The organism is Streptomyces sp. NPDC002776 (genome assembly GCF_053592195.1).
Map to the genome: position 1 here is coordinate 1 of NZ_JBSFVG010000056.1, position 2,465 is coordinate 2,465.

The 2,465-nt window shown below is 67.5% G+C and carries 4 protein-coding genes and 1 pseudogene; 1 reads left to right on the forward strand and 4 read right to left on the reverse strand.

Translation table 11 applies throughout. From position 1 onward, the window contains the following. Window positions 1-377: 377 nt before the first annotated feature. From ACWD11_RS35075 to ACWD11_RS35085, 3 genes and pseudogenes are all read right to left on the reverse strand, one after another. The gene (locus ACWD11_RS35075) at window positions 378-659 is read right to left on the reverse strand and encodes a DUF4344 domain-containing metallopeptidase (RefSeq protein WP_389421623.1); all 282 of its coding nucleotides are present in this window, start codon (window positions 657-659) and stop codon (window positions 378-380) included. Next, window positions 551-895: a hypothetical protein gene (locus ACWD11_RS35080; RefSeq protein WP_389421620.1), complete on the reverse strand. Its 345-nt coding sequence runs from the start codon at window positions 893-895 to the stop codon at window positions 551-553. Before ACWD11_RS35080 ends, ACWD11_RS35075 begins: the two co-directional genes overlap by 109 nt. A gap of 151 nt (window positions 896-1,046) precedes the next feature. Beyond that, window positions 1,047-1,198, reverse strand: a pseudogene (locus ACWD11_RS35085) (IS110 family transposase); the annotation flags it as partial. 120 nt (window positions 1,199-1,318) lie between these two features. Here ACWD11_RS35085 and ACWD11_RS35090 point away from each other — a divergent pair. Further along, entirely contained in the window at window positions 1,319-2,101 is a 783-nt protein-coding gene (locus ACWD11_RS35090; RefSeq protein ID WP_389421621.1) for a hypothetical protein, read from the forward strand. Window positions 2,102-2,147: 46 nt separating this feature from the next. On the opposite strand, the gene ACWD11_RS35095 is transcribed toward ACWD11_RS35090, so the two are convergent. After that, window positions 2,148-2,369, reverse strand: a complete 222-nt coding sequence (locus ACWD11_RS35095; protein WP_389421622.1) for a hypothetical protein — start codon at window positions 2,367-2,369, stop codon at window positions 2,148-2,150. Between the last annotated feature and the right edge of the window lie 96 nt (window positions 2,370-2,465).

Here is a 2,465-nt window from a genome sequence, read left to right on the forward strand (position 1 = left end):
ACTCCGGCGGGTAGTTCTTCATGACCACGAGATGTCCGTTCTCAGATCCTCAGGATCCAGTGTCTCGTGTGTTCAACATCAGGGGTCAACGCCCACTTTCTCCTGGCTGCCCCACCCGGCGGAGAACGACCAGCCTGTCCACGGATGACAGCGCCGCCCTCGAGCGAGCAGGCCGGCGACGGCAGCACCTGCTGCCTGGGCGAGGGTGGTGGTGCGGCCGACGTACTGAAAGCGTCCTTGGTCGTCGTAGCTGCCGAGAGGAGGTCACGGACACACCGCCCGGTTGTCCTTCGCGTCCGTGTAGGCCGCGGGGTACCGCGCTGGTTGCCGGAGAAGGTGATGTCTCCCCGGAGGTAAGGCCGCCGGGAAGGAGAACGTCATTTCAGGTACGGGTCGAGGAGAGTGGTCCAAGACCTGCGAATTTGCTCATATTCTGCCGGGCAGCGTTCCCGTCGGCTCTCGGGCAGGACCTCGTCATTCACGATGGAGCCGAACCCCTTCGGATCCGATCCGTACAGCCAGCATGCCCAGTTGTAGTACCGCTGGGTGTTCAGGGAGTGCTCGTCGGCGAAGGTGTCCGCCGTGGAGAGTGCCTCTTCGTCTGTACGGCGGTGGGGCTGCCATTGGTGTCGAGGTAGCTCAGTTCCAGGTGGTAGCAGTTGCGCAGGGTGATCAGGTCGCCGCTGGTCACCGCCGTGCCGGCCGCCTTGTTCTCTGCCGACAGCACTTCCCAGCTTCCAGTGCCGTTGCCGCGGGTGGGGGTGTCGGCGGTGGAGACGGCGTAGACGCTGCCCGTGGAGGGAGTGCGGCCATTGGTGTCCAGGTAGCCGCCGCTCCAGTCGTTGTAGCCGTTCTGCAGGTGGATCCGGTCGCCGTACTTCAGCGCGTCAGCCATGGAGAGCACTCCGTTCCCTGTCGGTGCCGCCCTGCTGTCAGCGGCACGGAAATCGTCCCGCCACCTGGGGACTGACCGGAGCGCCTTCGCATGGCGATCATCCGATGGTGTGCTCCGGAAGCATCCGGGTTTGAGGGCGCGCTCCCGTGCTGGGCCGATCGGTCTTGCGGGAGACCGCGTGGCGGTCGGTAGCGGGCCGCGGCCATCGGGTTGATCGCGAAGACCTTTCCGCTTGCCGGTGCGCCGAACCGCGACCAGCAGGCCACGGGAGGTTTCGATCGCGACTGGGATCGGGCTCTCCTTTGCCCCGCATTGCGGCTGGGTTTGCCGGGATACGGAAGCCGGCGCCTCTTGCCCACTGCCGTCCGACCTCGTTGTTTGCCGCTTTGGGGCTGCTGGATGATGGTGCGCAGGAGGTGGGCGATGACAGCACATGCGTGGGCGACGCCGCGCAGCACGGGCGGGGTGCCGGACGGGGACGGTGCCGGCCGGCGGTCGCTGGACCGGGTGCGGTTGATGGGTGTGCTGCTGATCCTGCTGTCCCTGATACCGGCGGCAGCCTCCTATGTGGTGTTCAGCTGGTGGCTGCCCTCCGACCAGAGCCGCTACCAGGACTACCGGGCGGCCGAGCCGTGCTCCGCCCGCGACATCGAGCAGGAGCAGACGGACTGCCTGAGCACCTGGCGCCTCACCGTCGAGAAGACGGTGAACGAGACCGGCGGGAAGAGCTCCTCCTACGAGGCGACCCTGACGGACCAGGGCTCCTGGCGGGGAACCGTGTTCTTCGGCGACCCGGGGCCGCTCCTGGAGCGGCTCAAGTCCGGCGACCAGGTCACGGCCACCGCTTGGCGGCGCGACATCGTGGTGCTCCGCAAGGACGGCGTACGGCAGAACACCTCCGAGGCGCCCCGTGACGAGGTCCAGATGAACGCCGCTTTCGGCATGATCGCCGCGCTCGTCGCGGCGCAACTCTTCGTATTCGGCGCGGTACGCCTGGTCAGGCCACGTGACCACGAGCCCTTCACCTGGCACCCGTACGGCAAGCGGCTGCTCATCACCATCGCCGCGGTTTGTTTCGGGGTGGGCCTGTCGGCGGTGTGGATCGGCATCCCGTGGGGGAGCGTGCCCGCCGTCTCGGTACCCATCGTGCTGTGCACGGCGGTCGTAACGGATCACCGCTTGCGTCGCACGACGACTTCGCCGTAGGTACGGCCGAGCTGCCACCAGTACTGCGCCGTGCGCCGCACCCCGCTCAATGGCCGATAGGCCCGTGCGGGTATTGCGCAGCCACGGTCACCGACCACGCCCCGCCGGCGCGTCGCGCGCTGCGCACCGCCGTCACCGCATCCGGCGCCTGCTGCGCACTAGCGGCGGTGTCGGGCAGTTCGACGTTCGGGGCCATCGCCTGCGCAAGCCGGGCCTGCGCACTCGTGGTGTCGTCGGCGCTGCTGCGCAACCACGCACCGACGAACAACTGGGGCCTTCCCCCGTGAAGGTGGGCACGCGGTTATTGATGACGCGGCGAGTGTGAGTTTAGGGGTGTGGTGTCGGTGTTCGTATTCGTTGGGGC